The sequence below is a fragment of the Ferruginibacter sp. genome (assembly GCF_049840995.1).
In the GTDB taxonomy this organism is placed as follows: Bacteria; Bacteroidota; Bacteroidia; order Chitinophagales; family Chitinophagaceae; genus Ferruginibacter.
Genome location: NZ_JASGIP010000008.1, coordinates 302,755 through 317,728, shown reverse-complemented (window position 1 = coordinate 317,728; position 14,974 = coordinate 302,755). Strand labels below are relative to the sequence as shown.

Genomic DNA, 14,974 nt, shown 5'->3' with positions numbered 1-14,974 from the left:
TAAAAATGACTGACTGCTTGTATTAAAGCACAGTTTCCTGCAATATATCACTTGTTGTTCAATGGCTGTGCACTAAAATCAATTCCAAATATTCCTTTTTCCAAATTTAAACGAATGGTGTCGTTTTGGGAAAGGTCACTGGAGTAAAGTTTGTTGATTAACTTATTGTCTATTGAAATTTGTTTTGTTGCAAGGTCATAAGGAACAAAGTTTTTCTTTGCATGGTCTCCACCTGCCAAATAGGTTGCCTGGTATAATTTCTGTACTGTGCTTTTTTTAAATTGCCTGTTCAAAAATAAGGAAGCGCCCAGCAATACATCCCGGAAGATAAAAAGCAGGCAGGCAAGCGTAAATGCAAGATATGCAAAACCAATTGCGGCCTGCTTTACAGACCTGGTGTTGATGAGCCTATAGATAAAAAAACCGACCGGTGTAATAATACCTGTGTAAACCAGTACCGGTTGCAGGTGCCGTGTTTTAAAATTTTTAATATCATCGTCAAGGTAGTATTTGTTTTGGTCCGGCGCAAAATACAGCACTACGAATAACAGTATTATCCAGTACACGATCTTCCATTTATATTTTTTAATGAAGGCTATCATTTATTCCACGGGTTTCTGCACTGCCCGTACTGCTTGCACAGGAGCCCAGTTTTTAGATTTTTTAAGTACACGCAACACTTCTCCGCACAGTTCGTAGCCCGGATCGTATTCACAACTAATATCTGATAAATTGCCATCTTTGTCCATGAAGAAACGAGCTGAAACGATGTGTTTCCCTTTTTTTATCTTTTTTGGATGCTGGAGCAAATGGTTGAGGTCTCTTTCGAATCGTCGCAACCAGGATGAATCCAGGTAGGTACTATTGGGGGCAAATTCCGCAGTAGCAGTTATTTGCTTCTTTTGTTTGATAATGGTGGCAATGATGTGTCCATAACGGTTGGTTGGCTGCTGTGGGTAACTTTTTGTGACGCAAATAAAACAGAGTAATGCTAAGTAGATATTTTTTATTGTTGAATAATAAGATCTATTTGGCGGCTGGATGTTTTTAGTTATTCAAGAGTCTGCCGCGGTCACAGACCGCTAGAATTAATAGACACAGGTGATCTCGCCTAAGGCGAGAACACCTGCGCCAGTGTTTTTAACTACGCTTTTTTACCCACTCAATAATATCATTCATCACGGTCTCTTTTTCCAGGTCGTTCAGCAGGTCGTGGTAATGCCCTTCGTATAGTTTGATCGTTTTATCTGTTGATCCCGTGGTATCGTAAAAGAACTGGCTGCCGGATGGTTTGGTGGCTTTGTCGAGTGTGCCGTGTAAAATAAAAACGGGGATCTTGATGGCGGGAAATTCTTTCTCTAATCTTTCATCTGCCTTTACCAGTTGTTCCATCGTTTTACTGGGTTGCGATTCGTTTGCGATCAGCGGGTCACTGTTCATGGCGGCCACCACTTCGGGGTTGCGGGAAAAATCTTCATTCTTTAATTTAATGGTGTGCAGGTGCGGCGCCAGGTGGCTTAAGCCTTTTAATACCGCCAATGCAAAATCGGGCGCCGGCACTTTAAATGCAAAGCTTTCGCAGATGAGGCCGCTTAATTTTTCGGCGTGTTCCAATGTGTACAGGCATGCCAGTACGCCACCCGCACTATGCCCTAATATAAACAGGGGTAAGCCGGGATGTTCTTTTTTTGCCAGCTCCACCACATAGTCCGTATCGGCAACTGTGTCATAAATATTGTCGGTATAAAATCGTTCTCCTTCCGATTGGCCGCGGCCCTGCTGATCGAAGGAATACACTGCATAACCCTGCGCTGCAAATTGATCTGCTGTCCATTGATAATAACCGCTGTGCGAATTAAGGCCGTGTGTGATCACGATCAATCCACGGATATTGCCCCCGGGCAACCATGTCCTGGTAAAAATTTTGAATCCTGCTTTGTTTACGAAAGTGGAAGTTTGTGCTTGCATGTTGTTGTTTTTATGATTGTTTTTAGGATGCCATGTAAGGTGTGTAAGCTACTGCGTAAAGCGTATGGGTCAATCACTTTTTCTTTTGATAAAACTGAGTGTATCAAAGGCTTTTTTGTTATCCTGTAAATACTCCTGGTCCAGCTGGCGATATAAAGGTATTTTAATGGTGTCGGTCTGCGACCCATGATAACGGTAGTGCACCAGCTCGTCCAGCGATTGCCGTCCTAAGAAATAATACATTGGTCTTCGCCGCTGTTCGTGCAAAGTGTCAATCTGCAGCAATATCATTAACTGCCATGCAGTATCCTGTTGGTATAATACATTGGGTTTGCCAAACATCATCACTTGTTGGGTCCAGCTTTTTTCCACCCATGCTTCTTTTATGGTGCAGCGATATAGATCGTCCAGGTCAAATACCGTTTTATTGCAGCCTGATCCAAATAGAAAGACCCCATTATTTTTCGAGTCCTGTATTGTATAACTATAGCCGGGCCCCGGTGGGGACTTTTCGCCGTTGCAGCCTGCTGCATATACTGCGATGCATATTATTGGTATGTATAACCGGGGGTATCTCATTGTATCTTGGTGCTATTTGCTTGTGCCCGGTACCAGTTTTTTGATCTCGCATACCTGCACTACGGGTTGTATATTGGTGTAATTTTTAAAATCGCCGATCACGGCTTCCCTGTTCTGTGCAATGGCTTTATTGTATTCCGCCATATCGGTAACATAAAAATAACCTATTGCCAGGTAGGGCACTTTATCGGTTGGCGTTCTGCCCGCTATGCCTTTATCGATCTCGTAAAATTTTAAATTCTTTCCCAAAAATCCTGCTACCATGGGCATGTGTTTTTTTTCGTAATAGTCCATGTCAAATGTCTTGTCATCTCCATTGGGATAAAGTATTGCCACTTTGTACATGCCGGTAGAGGGTGTGGTGGCATTGTTCAGGTGACTGGTTTTGCAACCTAGTAAAATTATAAAAGCGAAGCAGCAAAAGCCGTATTTTATTTTTGTTATCATGTGAATAAGGTTTGATTTTTTTGGTGTATGATTGATTGTTTATAAGTGGTAAAAGTTATGCAGTTATGCCGTATTTTGTATTATCGCGAAGTGTGTTCGCCGTTGATCATACTGCGCCAGCTCAGCATAGCTATCATTGCAATGTTAATCATTTTATTCAGCTGTATTTCTTATAATTAGGCAGCTCACTTAATCTTTCGTAGCTTAATTCAAGATGTTTTTTTTCAAACGGAGGGAACCAGGTTACGTTATCGGGTATTGTCGTTGCAATTTTAATACTCTCCATGTGATGAACAATGCAAAATATACTTAACTGGATTGCATGATGTGGACAAGAAGGGTGCCTGCACAATGTCTCCTGTTCTTCAAATGTTGCACGCTTTAAATACTGATTAACTATCCCGGTTCTTGCAAACAGATCATCTGGTTGCACAAATGGTTGCTCTTTCCATTCTGTGACCTCAATTTCACGGACCTTAAAAACATATTGCTTATTGCCGTCCATCCAGCTCATGCTTTTTTGCCAGTATTGTCCACAATTAACGCATTGGTATAACTGATGCTCTTTTTCGGGGTGTTGTGCCAAAAGTTTAAGGTCAGAAAGGATTTTCTTTGTATCCTTAAACCGATCCTTTAATTGGGTATATTCTAAAATGTCGCCGTAAATATTACAATTGCACACTTTCATAAAATAGCTGTTAAGATTATCTGAAGAAAATGGTTGGATAAAATATTATCCTGAAGTATATATGGAAGTTTTTTGTCAGTAAAAAAAGTTTTATTAATTAATATTAAAAGCGCCAACGTGTGTTATTTTCAAAGAATCTGCCTTTTTAATAAGTGTAACACCTATGCCTCCGCCACTGGTAAACCTGTCGCAATTCATGTTTGAAAGTACAACTTCATATGTATTATTCTTTCTCTCAAAAAGCTGCAGCCGTAAATAATGTCGTTTTTTCCATGTTGTATCTGCGGCTAACAGCGCACAAATGTCTTTACTTTCAATAATTCTGAATTTTAAAGAATCAACTTCTCCGGGAAGATATTTCAGTAACTTTTTTTCTGAAGTAAATAATATGGAATCTCCCGATTTGTTATTCCGCAACAAATATTCAGCCTCTGGCATTGTATGCTTGAAAAATGATCTTTGAATACTCAACCTGATTGCTTCTGTTGTGTCGTTTTGAGTTGACATTGCAGGTTGGTTGAGAGGTTTAAACGCCAGTTGGGCATTTGCCAATACAATGATGAGGACAATTAAAAGTATTCGCATGATAAGTATTTAAGCTGAAATTCTGATATTGCGAAACTTTGGAGATTAAAAAGTTGTATATCGTTATTACAACTTCTACAATTTTCCAATGATCCTTTTTAATCGTTCCGCAAATAATTTGATCTCACCGCTCAATTGGCTGGTTTGATAATCAATTAAAAACATTTTTGTTGTCGTGTCGCATTTCGTTTCCACGAAAATGCCGCAGCCATCCGTGCAGTCAGGGCAGCCAAATCTTTCCGCTGCTTTATCTGTATGGAGTAATTGTTCCGGAATACTGTCCAGGAACTGTTTTGCGATCAGTAGTTTCTTTTCATCGTTTATAACAGCATCAAATTTCATGGGAGTTCCACGCCGGTATTCCCAATAGCTGTCGGTATGGTCTACGAGTAATTTATTATTTACAATATCCAGTTTATACATGGTGGCACATTCACCTACACACATTCCGCAAAACCGCCCGAAAACAATTGAGGTAAGTTTTTTATTTGCCGGGATGGTTAAGCTGTCTTTTGTGGTTTCAGCATTGTTGGTGGTAGCCTGTGTCGATTTATTGTTGCCCGCCTGTTTGCAGGAGAAAACAATTATTAAAATTCCGATAGCTGCTATTTGTGCAAGTATTTTCATATTGCTGTAAAACCGATTTTTTTGCAGGCACTAATAAAATATCATACTCTGGTTAGGTGGTGAAAGGATGAATAAGTATCATCCATTACCGAAAATCATGAACCGCTTTTGTTCTCTCTCCAGCCACGCTTTTCAATTGTTCTTACATTGTCTGCATTTTTTAAGATCAGTAAGTAATCGTATAAATGCATAAGTTCTTCGTCTGCTGTATCGCCTGTAAACTCTTTTATATAAACAGCATTTCCATAATTACTAGTTGATTTTTCGGGTGTATCATACACAATAATGATCTGCTCCAGCTTAAAGCCTTTCCTTTTTAATTTGTCAAGTTTTTTTTCAAAATAGTAGTTGTCATAAGTACGGTTGTGTTTCAATGTACACCGGCTTCGCCCCCAAATAATCTCAAATGTTATATTGTCCGGCTTTATCTTGTTTACGATCTCCGTAACATATTTGTCATCTGCCGAACTCCAGATACCAAGTGTGTAGTGTTTTGAAATGTCTGTTAGAAATTTGTCCAGATGCGGACGCTTATAAACAAAATATTTGTCGAACTGGAAATCGGCAGGAACGCCTGATTCTTTTTCTGCAGCGTGGATCAATGTTTCATCGAGGTCCAGCACTAAAAGCCTGCCTGATCTTTCTTTTGTTTCTATCCATCCATAAAGCCCGTCATAAATCCCTTTGTTTATGAATACACATAAGAATTCAGCCAGTGAATTTGTCAGGTAAACAACTGTGTTTGTTTTATTGTAAATGCTGTATTTATTTGTCTCTTCTTTATTAGTGTCCACACTCCACATGTCAGAATAGATCATGTACTCTGTAAAATGAAAAGAACTGTCATTTACTAAATAATCTTTGTCCAAATCATTTTCAGCAATTTCGGCCAATGGAATTAGCCTGAACAGGTCCTGATCTGTTTCAAAGCCATTGGAAAACCTGTATAGCATTTTAAAGTCTTCAGGAAGCCTTGTTATTTGCGCTTCGAACGCTTCAATTTCTGTATCCGTTGCCGGGTTGTTTAATTGTATGCCAAGTTGAACCGTATTGTTCCTGATATAATTCAAAACATCCGTGAGCGTGGTATCAGAACTGTAGGTGATCTTTTCTTTTTCAATGGGAGGATGACCAGGATTGTTTTCTGCCGGTTGATCGTTCAATTGATCAGGTTTTGCAGCAGCATTTGGCTTAAATAAATTGAAAAATTTCATGTCTTCCTGGTATATGTATATGGGTATGGTTGGAACGGTTTACGCCTGATCGAATGTGCTTGAAGTTAAGCAGAAAAACTGAATAATGACCTGGTTGTTGATCTGTGATGTACGGGTCTTTTATTTTCGTCGTTGGTCAGAGACCAGGCGACGGCGATGACTTACGTCCAACTAATGTTTTACACTTATAATTCAAACCATCCAAATTCAACAGCAGCTATCTGGATGCTCAATGTTCTTTCAATACCGGAGAGTTTAACGATGTAGTGTACAGGTCTCTGGGGTATAGCCGAGATAGGGAGCGAATCAGTTTGTATTTCTACCAGCTTTTTCTTTTTTTTGGGTTCGTAATAGAGTTGGAACTCATATTCCAGTTTGTTGTTGATGACCTGCCTGATACTCACTATGCTGATCATAGGGTCGGGGACTCCGAATTTACGCTTTACAGCGGATAGCAGCATCGTATCACGACTTAATACATCCAGCCAAAATGGTCTGTCTTTAACATTTTTATATAAATAAACTATAGTGCTGTCTATAGTAATAGAAAAATTGGAGGTGTCCACTACGGCTGTGGGTTTTCGTACCTGTGCCTGTGAGCTGGCGTGGGAAAGAGAGCAGATAAGTGCGCAAAGTATTACGATATATTTTTGAAACATAGATGTTACAATAAGGACGTATAAAATTGTGTGATATCGTATCCTGGTAAAAACTGTGGCAATGGCTTGTCTATGACGGCTAACCAATGTTAAAGAAAGTTTTTTAAACTGTCGAGCCTTATAATAAAATAAATATCATCTTTCATGAGTTGATTACTGTCGTTTAATTGATATACATCTCCTATACCTTCCATGATTAAGTCTTCCGATCTGAAGTCTTGCCATGTACTGATCCCTATATTTTTTGCGTATTTCCAATTCCAATAGCTGCTGTCTTGTTCGGCATATCTTTTTATAATGAATCTACCTGAATGTAAGGGTATCTTCTTATCCAGGTTAGTTAATGTAAGTGTATCCCTATGCAATTCAAAATTGCCTGTATAACAATCTTGCCCAATTCCACCACTATTACAAAGCTGGTAAGTGTGATCGTTAAAGAGCGCAAAATACATTGCGCCAATCCCTCCCGTGGAAGGGCCTGCATGAAATATTTTTCCCTGTTCGCGGGACTCGTCAGAATAAAAACAAGAACTAAGGAGCGTAATCGATGCCAGTATGATAAGGTATAGTTTCATTGGTTTCTGAATTATTGATAAGAGTGTTCTTCACTTGCTTGTTGCGTGTGTGATTAGTGATACTTTGACTCTATTAGTACTTAAACGACGAATAGCGAAAACCTTTAGTCTGTTGAGTCTTTTATATTTTACAAGACCCTGCCGCGGTTACTCCAAAGGAGTCCTTGGGACAAACCGCTAATATTAATAGACACCAGTCTTTCTCGCCCCAGGCGAGAAAGACTGGCGCCAGTGAAGAAGATGGGAGCGAAGAGTTGGCAGATGTTTTTTTACTTTGCCTTTATTTATTTCAACAACTTTTTTGCCAGCCACCTTCTTACCGGTTCATCATAAAATTTCAGCAAGGCATACGCCAGCATCAATATCAACGGCAACAGGCTGATCCCTACCCAAAGCCCCTTTTCCATCGGCACTTTATTATTATCTACCCATGCATATAGGATATATACAATTGGATAATGAATGATATAAACGGGGTAGGAGATATCTCCTAAAAATGTACAAACCTTTTCGGTTAACTGGTGAGTGATCTTTCCAATTGCGCCCAGGTAAATAATGATAGGGAATATGCAGATGATGGATAAAGAATCGTACAGGCCGTTTGCCCACAGGTGCGTATACCCGCCAATCCTTGGTACACTTAGTACCGCGATCAGCAGCAGGGCAGCGAATAAAAAATTAGTTTTTCCTTCCGTTACTTTTATCGCCCTTCGTAACAACATGCCGGCCATATAAGGAAACAACAACCGCGTAAATCCGATACGCAGTTGCTCGGGTTCAACCGACCAGCCGCCAATGATATCGCCTGTTTTACTGGTAACTGCTAAATGCACGAGTGCTGCAGCAGCTGCCACCACCAGCAACGATAGCACTATTTTAGAAAGACGCCTTAATATGAGGGCATGCAGTATATTGGCGATGTATTCAAAAAATAATGACCAGGCCGGTCCGTTCAGCGGGTGCATTTCTGTCCAGCCCCTTATATCCATTGATAACGGTACAGGTATCAATGTGCATCCTACTATGAATACGAGCAGCATTTGCCCCACAGAAGTGTTGGCTATATTGGGAAAGGTGGAGGACTCCTGGAAATAGAAGCATATAGCGCCGATCACCATCCCTGCAATGATCATCGGGTGCAGGCGGATAAGCCTTCTTTTGAAAAATGCTTTCACCGTCATCTTACCCCAACGGTCGTCATAGGCATGCGCCATTACATAACCGGACAACATGAAAAAGAAATCGACTGCTAAATAACCATGATTAATGATCTGCTTTACATGGTCGCCGCCGGAAAATATTTCCAGTATATGAAACAACACCACGGTTATAGCTGCCACGCCCCGCAATGCATCCAGTATTAAAAAATGTTTTTTTGAATCTGTGAAAGCTGCGCTTGTTGTTGTCATTGGTTGATTTTCCTGTACTGTGGTTATTAATGTTTCGTCCTGCACCCAGGCGGCGGCGAAGAGGCTACTGTCTGAAGTGTTTTTTTTCTTTTTCAAATGTATTCAAATAATTCCTGGCTAACATTAAATGATAGTTTTTATTTGGAAATTCAGGGAGGCAAGCGCCAGTCTTAGTATACCAATCTTCTTTAGTATAATAAAATGTATTCGATCTATTCAATTCTTTATTGCTGTAATAGTAAGCGTCAATTACTTTAATTAACCGGTTGGATTCAAAATAATAGGTAGTGACGAATTTAAGTGCGCCAAAAGAATCTACCAGTATCTTATGAAGCTGGGGTGCTATTTCAAGTTTGCTCAGTTTTTTTCTTTTAACTACATAGTATTTTAGTTCATTGTCCGGCATTGAAAATCCGCTGTCACTCTCATTTTCATACGGCATTAATAATTTACCGGCAAGGTCAATGTGTTTCGACCTGTTCTCAATAGAACTAATGTCAATAAGCTGCTGACAGTAGCATTTGGGTATGAGCAGTGTAAACAATATGTAAAGAAGGAATTTCATGGGTTTATTTTAACGTGCTGGCCCTTATCGCAATTAAAATTCAGCTTTTACAAATTTTATGATCATGAGTTGTTTAATTGTTTATAAAATTCAATTTGTCAGGTGTTGTGTGTTCGTAACCAGGCTTTATGTCTCTTTATCATCTCTTTTCTATAGGCTATAAATCTGTCAACATAACAAGGCTTGTTTGTTTCGAAAATGCCTTTTTCAAATGCGGCTTGATGAAGCGCCGGTAATTTGTTAAACTGCTTTTTGCGAAGCCGGTCTACTTTTGCCGGGGTCATAAAATCATAGGTGTACGAAGATAGAAGAATGATCTCGAGATTATTACAGCTGTCTGTCAATTCAATTCTTTTCGGTTCCATAGAAAGTGCTCTGAAGATCAATGTTTTTGTGCCGGATGGAATAGCCAGGGAGAAATTACCGACCCTGTCGCCCATAGTTAAAAGCACTGTATCGGCGTTGTATATTCTTGCCTGGTAAACCGGGTTAAATTCCTGGTCGATTATCTTGCCGGTCAGAGTACGTGTTTGCCCCAGGGTGGGGGTTACTAAAAATAGTGTAGTGATGAAGATGATACTTCTTAATGTCATAACTGATGATCTTGGGTTTTGCGTTGTACTTAGGGGCAGGATACTTGTAAAGATAAGAGGGGCCCGACCGGGACTATTTCGATAGATTTGAAACAATCACTAATGAATGCTCGAAATGAAAACCGGTAGTAGCAAAATAATGCGGAATGCCTGGAACAAAGGGTTTGTAATCGAAATATTTGTCCGGCGTGCCTCTAAATTGCCCTGTTTCATATGCCATTACTGTAATTCTTTTCCCTATATACTTCTTTCTCATTTTGCTTATCTGCGTACTTGATAGGGAGCCGGTCTTTTTTTTATAAAGCAGTTGGTATAAATTAAAATCATCATTTGCTAAAGTGCCTGTTTCATCAGTAAACCTTAAAATAAGTGAATCATTTATTTTTATATTGTTGACAGCGTTTACTTTTAACAGGTAAACTCCTTGATATTCTTTCCAAAGCAGGCTGTCTCCATTGTAAACTTCAATCTCTAATTTTGCCATCTCTCCAAACGGGATACCTAATTTTGTCGTTATGGTTATATTGGAGCTGTCACCTGGAAGCGAATTTCCGAGCCGTATTTGCGAGGAGGCCTTAAAACATACGATGGCAAAAATAGTTACGAGTAAATATTTCATTTATTTTTTTTAGAGTGATGAGGCCAATACGTCCGGCGAAGATCAGGGCTATACCTATGGCAGCAAGAAAATAATGCAGAATTTTAAATGCCGTGCCCCTATGAACTTTTAAGCAAAATTTTAGTTAAGCGTTAATTGACCTTTCTTTATCTCAAAACTCCATAAACGCAGGCTATCCACATTTTTGCCGTTTAGCTTCCCGGGTTTCCATGATGTAAGTGTTTTAAAGATGGCTACAATCTGTTCATCCAGCGTAGTGCTTTTTGTTTCATTATCTATTTTGCATTGTACCACCTCACCTTTACAATTGATGATAATGCTGACCATTCCTTTGTCTTTATACTTCGGTTTGTCTTTTAAAAATTCCACTTCGCTGTTCAGTCTTCGTTCAATTGTTGAATCAGCGACTGAGCAAACAGCTTCTACCTGGTCTCCAAACATCGGTAATAACGTGTACACATTTTTGATATCGCATATTCCTTCAATTTTTTCTTTTATTTCGGCTCTCGCTACCATTTGAGCATGAGAGCAAAGTGAAAGCAGAAATAGTACAATTACTGATAGTGTCTTTTTCATGATTTTTAGGGTTTTGTTTTAAAAAATAGCTTAAAGGGCAGGAGTTGCTGATAGTGGAAATTATCCCTATACTATTCTGAATGCCCGCCCGGAGTGCTGTTGATTACTTTACTGTTATTACTATAGATGTTTTGGGTTTGTGGAGATTATGGTTTTGTAGCAAGGCTCTGCCGCGGCCTCAGACCGCTGGAATTAATAGACACAGGTGATCTAGCCTTTGCCGGGAACACTTGTCAAGGGGAGAAGTTTTAGTTGTGACTCTTTCTTGTCCTTAAAGTTTCTATTTCCCTTTTTGTTGCTTCTGGCATAGCTGCAATTTGATTTTCAATACCCGTCAAAAACAAGTTCCATTTAGAATTGATATTCTCTTCATAACTATCATTCTTCTCTCTTTTCCCTTTATCAATTGCGGGGTGAATCCCAAAATCAATGTAGGCGTCAAAGTCGTAATCTTTCATTATATCGGTTATAATACTGTCTTGCTTAGTATAAATACTTAATTGAACATAACAATAGTGGTCTATTATGCCTAATGTTGTAGTTCCATCTTTATTCTTGTAACCGTTCTCTTTTAAAGATGAATTTTTGAGTTCGCTGAAATTTTTGCCAAGGAAATTAAAAATTGTATCTGCTTTTAAGTCAATTGTCTTTGAATGACTATACATATTGTGAAAATCAAAGTAAAATTTGGTCAGGTTCCTTTTCCCATTAGAAGACCAGAAAATATTAAGAAAGTCACAGCAATTAATACAAGTTCTTTTGTAAAATATTATTGTATCAACTTTCTCATTTTTCAGCTTTACAAGAAACACGTTCGCCAATTCGTAGTCGCTTTTTGGGGATTAAGTGATTTCTTTATCATTTTTGGTCTTATTTTTTGTTTTTGAACTACAGCTAGTTGTTAAACAAACTATAATCGTCAGACCTAATATAAAAATGCTGTTTGCTGCGTGTTTCATCTTATCGTAGGGTGTGTGTTAAAAATTGCCGTCAAGAGTAAGAGCTAAGTATTTTCGATGGTAGCACATTTGTATTCGCTTGCCGGAACTGCTGACTATGTTTTGATAGGGGGTAGTATTAAGTACTATTGTTGATAAGTTTTTTGTTGGCAGCTGGTATTCGTCAATGCCAATATTATTTCTTTTTTGGCTTTGCTGCTTTTGTTCCTTTATCTGCCCGCTTTTTGTCTGAAACCGATTTCACAATTGTCTGTCCGTGTATAATTTGTTTGGGGTCTTTAACCTTGGCAAGGCAATTTGCGTATGCTTCGTTAACAAGTTTTTTCATGTAGGCTTTGGGGAATTTCTTCTTGTCTGTTACAAGAATGTAGCGATACTGGTTGCCTTGTCCCAAAAGAATTTTATCAGGGTCTGCAATTTCGTTGCCCCAATAAAAACCGAAATGCACATTTTTACTGGAACGTCCTACTGCAATGGAACAAATAGTGTGGCCAACTTTGTCTGTCGGGCTCCAGCCAAATGCAACCGCATTGTAGTTGTCGTAAATTAATTCATTGGCTTTGGGGCATAGGTCCCAGGCAAAATCCCTCAGCCACATAACCAGGTCTGTTATGTCCTCACCAAACGGCTTCAGAAATTTTAAAAGGTCTTTTGTTTGTTCTTTGCTCATTTGTTAAAAGTTTTAAGTTTGTTTACTATCAACATTAAAGCATTATCAAGGTGGCGAAATGGAGAATTGAGAAAGCCCGGCGCCACTGCCGATTAAAGTTACAAAAATTAATTGTTTATCCTATTGGCTGGATTATTTGTCAGCACAAATTAAGGCTGTGGTTTGTAAATAGCCGCTGTTAGAATATCTTGATAAATCTACAGCCAGTATTAGCAGCAGCTTTTATATCCTTTTACCGTTAAGGTATTTTTCTGTTTTGACTAATTTGCCCTGCTCATTGTAATATTTCCATACTCCCTGTTTAAGGGGCTTATTGTCAATGAGACGATCTACTATTCTGCTATTCATCTTTCCATTTCCTCTTCCAATTGAGATCAGGCGAACTTTAATGTATCCTTTAGCTTGTGTATATTGTCCCTCAATTCGCAATTGCCCGTTTGTGAAATACTCTTTAAAGTAATCAATTAACCTGCCTCCTTTATAATTACAATCTTTGATTAAAATTCCCTGTTCAGAATAAGCTTTATAATTACCATTTTCCCTGTCATTGAAATAGTTAACACTATCTTTAACTTTCCCATTCATGAAGTAAGATACTTCCAAGCCATTCTGTTCGCCATTTTTATATGTACGCAACAAAGTTGTTTTAAGTACTGTGTCTTTGAAATGCCAGACGCCTGCTTCTTTTTCATTTTCATAAAAACCCGTCTCAACAAGAAAATAGGGGTTGCTTCCATAAGACCGGAACCGTCTGATAATTCCACTTTTGATACTGTCTTTAATTTCATATACAAGACTATCAGTAAGCTCTGGCTGCGGTTCAATGGAATAATAATAACCATTTCCCGATCTTAGTATCTGTGTTCCATCAGGAGCCCACATGTTAATATATCTTGTTTTTACGGTGTCTTCCCATACTTCTAGTTGTTTCTTCCCGTCTTCATACCAATATTCCCATATGCCCCATTGCCAACTTTGATTGCCGACCTGGTAATATAAGCCCTTGCGTTCTAATTGCCCATTATCATATAAAGATGAATCCAAATAAGTTTTTTGCCCAGATGCTATCTTGAAAAAAAATAAAAATGCTATGAAAATGATGCGTCTCATAAAATTACAATCAATACTTTTGTTAACATTCATTCCACTACCCGGAAATTAACTTTGGTTCCATCCGGTTTGTCCCATATCTGCCTGCATATCTGACTGGAAAAGGAGAAATGAACACTAATATCTGTCGGCTCGATATTTTCAACAACGTATTCTCCGCCGAGAACCCCTAATTTAGTTAGACTATAAACCTGTCCTGGTTTTAAAAATTTACCGGCTGTAACCAGTTTTTCGAATAGAAGCGGTAAAAACCAATTGTCGAATTTTTCTTCATCTTTCAGGAGTTGTTCGAATTCCAGTTTGTTATTCGCAACTATTTCCAGTTCACCTCCATCATATAAAAGGAATAGGATATTACCGCTTTTGTCTTCTACAAACAGATCGCCCATGCAGGTTACCAATACTACAGATCTTACATCCGGCAATAACCATCGCCATTCGGATAGGATGTCATTTTGATCAATGGTTGAAATGTCCTTAGTTAATTGTTCCAGTGTTAAATCCATTTTTGTAGATATTTCGGTTAGGACATTCGTGATGTAAAAGGTGATAATACCAATCTTATACGACTACTAGTCGAAGCCCCTTTCTTTTTTCAACCTGTATATTTCAAATTGTCTCCGGGAGTTTAGTCTAACTTCTTTTAAATGTGCAATTATTGTTTTTTCGTTATCATTTAACTTAGAATAGGAGCATAATATCAATTGATGATCGAGAAATGTCATTGTTGCACATCCTTCCTCTACCTGAAGGCAAAACCATTCTGTAGTGTCGCTTAAATGATTTTGTAAAATAGTGAATGCTAAGGCAGGTTGTTTCCATGTGAGTTGTTCGCTTGCAAATATGCGAACACTTGCCAATTGATGGTTGGTTAATTCATAAAGTTCACCGGTTTTAATTTTTCTTATTTTTTTGTATCCCAAAGAAGGGAAAGAGCGATCGGAAATCAGACTGTCATTATTAGCTATTGGGTAATCTTTGAACCATGTCAAAACCTTTTTCCTTATTTTAGTTGAGTCAAATTTTGATTGACCATAACAAAGGGTAGGAAATAGTATTATGAATGCTATGAAATATCGGGAATACATGATTTTATATTGCGCCCAATTTTTTATTGTGATGATATTTTAA

20 protein-coding genes are annotated in these 14,974 nt (G+C 38.6%); all 20 read right to left on the bottom strand.

Annotation, left to right across the window (positions count from 1 at the left end):
* Positions 1-47 precede the first annotated feature (47 nt).
* The 20 genes from QM738_RS22320 to QM738_RS22225 all read right to left on the bottom strand — a co-directional run bounded on the left by QM738_RS22320 (position 48) and on the right by QM738_RS22225 (position 14,835).
* Positions 48-602, bottom strand: a complete 555-nt coding sequence (locus tag QM738_RS22320) for a hypothetical protein (protein WP_462278979.1) — start codon at positions 600-602, stop codon at positions 48-50.
* Between the two features lie 538 nt (positions 603-1,140).
* A complete protein-coding gene (locus QM738_RS22315) occupies positions 1,141-1,968 on the bottom strand; it encodes an alpha/beta hydrolase (protein ID WP_462278978.1) in 828 nt (275 codons plus the stop codon).
* Positions 1,969-2,037: 69 nt separating this feature from the next.
* Positions 2,038-2,547 carry a hypothetical protein gene (locus QM738_RS22310; RefSeq protein WP_462278977.1) on the bottom strand — a complete coding sequence of 170 codons (510 nt, stop codon included), beginning with the start codon at positions 2,545-2,547 and terminating at the stop codon, positions 2,038-2,040.
* Between the two features lie 12 nt (positions 2,548-2,559).
* Positions 2,560-2,994 carry an EthD family reductase gene (locus tag QM738_RS22305; RefSeq protein WP_462278976.1) on the bottom strand — a complete coding sequence of 145 codons (435 nt, stop codon included), beginning with the start codon at positions 2,992-2,994 and terminating at the stop codon, positions 2,560-2,562.
* 157 nt (positions 2,995-3,151) lie between these two features.
* A complete protein-coding gene (locus QM738_RS22300) occupies positions 3,152-3,682 on the bottom strand; it encodes a hypothetical protein (protein WP_462278975.1) in 531 nt (176 codons plus the stop codon).
* 93 nt (positions 3,683-3,775) lie between these two features.
* Positions 3,776-4,267 carry a hypothetical protein gene (locus tag QM738_RS22295; protein ID WP_462278974.1) on the bottom strand — a complete coding sequence of 164 codons (492 nt, stop codon included), beginning with the start codon at positions 4,265-4,267 and terminating at the stop codon, positions 3,776-3,778.
* Between the two features lie 75 nt (positions 4,268-4,342).
* Positions 4,343-4,894, bottom strand: coding sequence for a hypothetical protein (locus QM738_RS22290; RefSeq protein WP_462278973.1), 552 nt, complete (start codon positions 4,892-4,894; stop codon positions 4,343-4,345).
* 95 nt (positions 4,895-4,989) lie between these two features.
* The gene (locus tag QM738_RS22285) at positions 4,990-6,108 is read right to left on the bottom strand and encodes an NIF family HAD-type phosphatase (RefSeq protein WP_462278972.1); all 1,119 of its coding nucleotides are present in this window, start codon (positions 6,106-6,108) and stop codon (positions 4,990-4,992) included.
* A gap of 185 nt (positions 6,109-6,293) precedes the next feature.
* The gene (locus QM738_RS22280) at positions 6,294-6,767 is read right to left on the bottom strand and encodes a hypothetical protein (RefSeq protein WP_462278971.1); all 474 of its coding nucleotides are present in this window, start codon (positions 6,765-6,767) and stop codon (positions 6,294-6,296) included.
* 89 nt (positions 6,768-6,856) lie between these two features.
* On the bottom strand, positions 6,857-7,342 hold the full coding sequence (locus QM738_RS22275; protein ID WP_462278970.1) for a hypothetical protein: 486 nt from the start codon (positions 7,340-7,342) through the stop codon (positions 6,857-6,859).
* 284 nt (positions 7,343-7,626) lie between these two features.
* Positions 7,627-8,751 carry an acyltransferase family protein gene (locus QM738_RS22270; RefSeq protein ID WP_462278969.1) on the bottom strand — a complete coding sequence of 375 codons (1,125 nt, stop codon included), beginning with the start codon at positions 8,749-8,751 and terminating at the stop codon, positions 7,627-7,629.
* A gap of 64 nt (positions 8,752-8,815) precedes the next feature.
* Positions 8,816-9,316, bottom strand: a complete 501-nt coding sequence (locus QM738_RS22265; RefSeq protein ID WP_462278968.1) for a hypothetical protein — start codon at positions 9,314-9,316, stop codon at positions 8,816-8,818.
* Positions 9,317-9,414: 98 nt separating this feature from the next.
* On the bottom strand, positions 9,415-9,909 hold the full coding sequence (locus QM738_RS22260; RefSeq protein ID WP_462278967.1) for a carboxypeptidase-like regulatory domain-containing protein: 495 nt from the start codon (positions 9,907-9,909) through the stop codon (positions 9,415-9,417).
* Between the two features lie 73 nt (positions 9,910-9,982).
* Entirely contained in the window at positions 9,983-10,528 is a 546-nt protein-coding gene (locus QM738_RS22255; RefSeq protein WP_462278966.1) for a hypothetical protein, read from the bottom strand.
* 120 nt (positions 10,529-10,648) lie between these two features.
* On the bottom strand, positions 10,649-11,104 hold the full coding sequence (locus QM738_RS22250) for an energy transducer TonB (RefSeq protein WP_462278965.1): 456 nt from the start codon (positions 11,102-11,104) through the stop codon (positions 10,649-10,651).
* A 248-nt stretch (positions 11,105-11,352) separates the two neighbouring features.
* A complete protein-coding gene (locus QM738_RS22245) occupies positions 11,353-11,769 on the bottom strand; it encodes a hypothetical protein (RefSeq protein ID WP_462278964.1) in 417 nt (138 codons plus the stop codon).
* 469 nt (positions 11,770-12,238) lie between these two features.
* Entirely contained in the window at positions 12,239-12,733 is a 495-nt protein-coding gene (locus QM738_RS22240) for a hypothetical protein (protein WP_462278963.1), read from the bottom strand.
* A 222-nt stretch (positions 12,734-12,955) separates the two neighbouring features.
* The gene (locus tag QM738_RS22235) at positions 12,956-13,843 is read right to left on the bottom strand and encodes a toxin-antitoxin system YwqK family antitoxin (protein ID WP_462278962.1); all 888 of its coding nucleotides are present in this window, start codon (positions 13,841-13,843) and stop codon (positions 12,956-12,958) included.
* Between the two features lie 29 nt (positions 13,844-13,872).
* Positions 13,873-14,349 (bottom strand): T6SS immunity protein Tdi1 domain-containing protein, encoded by a 477-nt coding sequence (locus QM738_RS22230; protein ID WP_462278961.1) that lies wholly within the window; start codon positions 14,347-14,349, stop codon positions 13,873-13,875.
* Positions 14,350-14,415: 66 nt separating this feature from the next.
* A complete protein-coding gene (locus QM738_RS22225) occupies positions 14,416-14,835 on the bottom strand; it encodes a hypothetical protein (RefSeq protein ID WP_462278960.1) in 420 nt (139 codons plus the stop codon).
* Between the last annotated feature and the right edge of the window lie 139 nt (positions 14,836-14,974).

Coding starts and splice junctions, on each gene's coding strand:
- QM738_RS22235 (WP_462278962.1), bottom strand. CDS start 13,843: ATGAGACGCATCATTTTCATAGCATTTTTATTTTTTTTCAAGATAGCA.
- QM738_RS22230 (WP_462278961.1), bottom strand. CDS start 14,349: ATGGATTTAACACTGGAACAATTAACTAAGGACATTTCAACCATTGAT.
- QM738_RS22280 (WP_462278971.1), bottom strand. CDS start 6,767: ATGTTTCAAAAATATATCGTAATACTTTGCGCACTTATCTGCTCTCTT.
- QM738_RS22250 (WP_462278965.1), bottom strand. CDS start 11,104: ATGAAAAAGACACTATCAGTAATTGTACTATTTCTGCTTTCACTTTGC.
- QM738_RS22275 (WP_462278970.1), bottom strand. CDS start 7,342: ATGAAACTATACCTTATCATACTGGCATCGATTACGCTCCTTAGTTCT.
- QM738_RS22315 (WP_462278978.1), bottom strand. CDS start 1,968: ATGCAAGCACAAACTTCCACTTTCGTAAACAAAGCAGGATTCAAAATT.
- QM738_RS22285 (WP_462278972.1), bottom strand. CDS start 6,108: ATGAAATTTTTCAATTTATTTAAGCCAAATGCTGCTGCAAAACCTGAT.
- QM738_RS22265 (WP_462278968.1), bottom strand. CDS start 9,316: ATGAAATTCCTTCTTTACATATTGTTTACACTGCTCATACCCAAATGC.
- QM738_RS22305 (WP_462278976.1), bottom strand. CDS start 2,994: ATGATAACAAAAATAAAATACGGCTTTTGCTGCTTCGCTTTTATAATT.
- QM738_RS22260 (WP_462278967.1), bottom strand. CDS start 9,909: ATGACATTAAGAAGTATCATCTTCATCACTACACTATTTTTAGTAACC.
- QM738_RS22310 (WP_462278977.1), bottom strand. CDS start 2,547: ATGAGATACCCCCGGTTATACATACCAATAATATGCATCGCAGTATAT.
- QM738_RS22255 (WP_462278966.1), bottom strand. CDS start 10,528: ATGAAATATTTACTCGTAACTATTTTTGCCATCGTATGTTTTAAGGCC.
- QM738_RS22245 (WP_462278964.1), bottom strand. CDS start 11,769: ATGTATAGTCATTCAAAGACAATTGACTTAAAAGCAGATACAATTTTT.
- QM738_RS22240 (WP_462278963.1), bottom strand. CDS start 12,733: ATGAGCAAAGAACAAACAAAAGACCTTTTAAAATTTCTGAAGCCGTTT.
- QM738_RS22300 (WP_462278975.1), bottom strand. CDS start 3,682: ATGAAAGTGTGCAATTGTAATATTTACGGCGACATTTTAGAATATACC.
- QM738_RS22320 (WP_462278979.1), bottom strand. CDS start 602: ATGATAGCCTTCATTAAAAAATATAAATGGAAGATCGTGTACTGGATA.
- QM738_RS22295 (WP_462278974.1), bottom strand. CDS start 4,267: ATGCGAATACTTTTAATTGTCCTCATCATTGTATTGGCAAATGCCCAA.
- QM738_RS22290 (WP_462278973.1), bottom strand. CDS start 4,894: ATGAAAATACTTGCACAAATAGCAGCTATCGGAATTTTAATAATTGTT.
- QM738_RS22270 (WP_462278969.1), bottom strand. CDS start 8,751: ATGACAACAACAAGCGCAGCTTTCACAGATTCAAAAAAACATTTTTTA.